2 protein-coding genes are annotated in these 1,006 nt (G+C 70.8%); both read right to left on the bottom strand.

All coding sequences use genetic code 11. The features are described from left to right. Nucleotides 1–457, bottom strand: a 457-nt coding sequence (locus tag ACWF94_RS41020; protein WP_453500475.1) for a hypothetical protein, incomplete at its 3' end; no start/stop codon positions are given. A 178-nt stretch (nt 458–635) separates the two neighbouring features. Next, nucleotides 636–1,006: IS5 family transposase (locus tag ACWF94_RS41015; RefSeq protein WP_453500473.1), on the bottom strand; the 371-nt coding region annotated here is incomplete at its 5' end.

The following is a 1,006-nucleotide window of genomic DNA, read 5'->3' as shown; positions in this document are numbered from 1 at the left end:
ACAGGCCATCGTGCCGTTCCAAGACATGGACGGCTGCCTGGGCAAGACGCTGCCCGTCGGTGTTGCGTCCGGCATGCGCCAGCGCCGCGAACACACCTTTCAGTTCCCGGCGGATGCCGCTGTACGGATCCGGCCCGACCACTGCCTCGACCGCGTACCACGCCCTGCTGCTCGCGGCCTGCAAGCGGTCGTGTTCGGCCTGCGGAAGGTCGTCGGGCGCGTTGTAGACGTCGCTGTCGGCGCGCTCGAAGGCTTTCATCAGGGGCCGGGCCGCTTCCTCCTCGGCGAGGAGCCTGGTGAGGCCAGCCGCTGCCGCGGCCAGTCCCGAGTCCTCCAGCGCCCGGGCCAGAACATATACAGGGCAGCCGGTGCGGCGGAGTGCGGTGGTGTAGTTCTCGCCGGTCGCACGCTGGCGGCGGCGGGCATGCTGCGCGGCGGTGGACTGGTGCTTCGGCATAGAGCGCTCATTCCGGGACAGCCCGCGCCTGCCCGCAGAAGGAACATGTGGCTGCGGAAGGTGAGCGGGCCCCGAAAGACCTTGGCCGCGTGCGCTGTCCCGGCGCGGGCGGGGAACAGCGTCGGCGGGTGGCGTTGCGCGTCCTGCCGGGCGACACTCTAGGGCCTGTCGTCAAATGTCACGCCCACATCAGGAGCGATGCGAGGGTGACGGCTGCTTCGTAGGACTGGGCCGTCTTGTCGTAGCGGGTGGCGATGCCCCGCCACTGCTTCAAGCGGTTGAAGCACCGTTCGACGACGTTGCGGTGCTTGTAGACCTCGCGGTCGAAGGCCGGCGGGCGGCCTCCGTGGCTGCCTCGGCGGGCCCGGTTGCGGGCCTGGTCGGCCCGCTCGGGAATCGTGTGCGGGATGCCGCGGCGGCGGAGCCAGGTGCGGATGGCTTTCGAGCTGTAGCCCTTGTCGCCCAGGACGTGATCGGGCCGGGTGCGGGGTCGTCCCGGTCCGGTCCGGGGCACCCGGACCGCTTCCATCACGGCGGTGAACCGGGTGC

The sequence above is a fragment of the Streptomyces sp. NPDC055078 genome, assembly GCF_053607985.1.
Note: the sequence above shows the minus strand (reverse complement) of the source record. Positions and strands in the feature narration are given on the sequence as shown.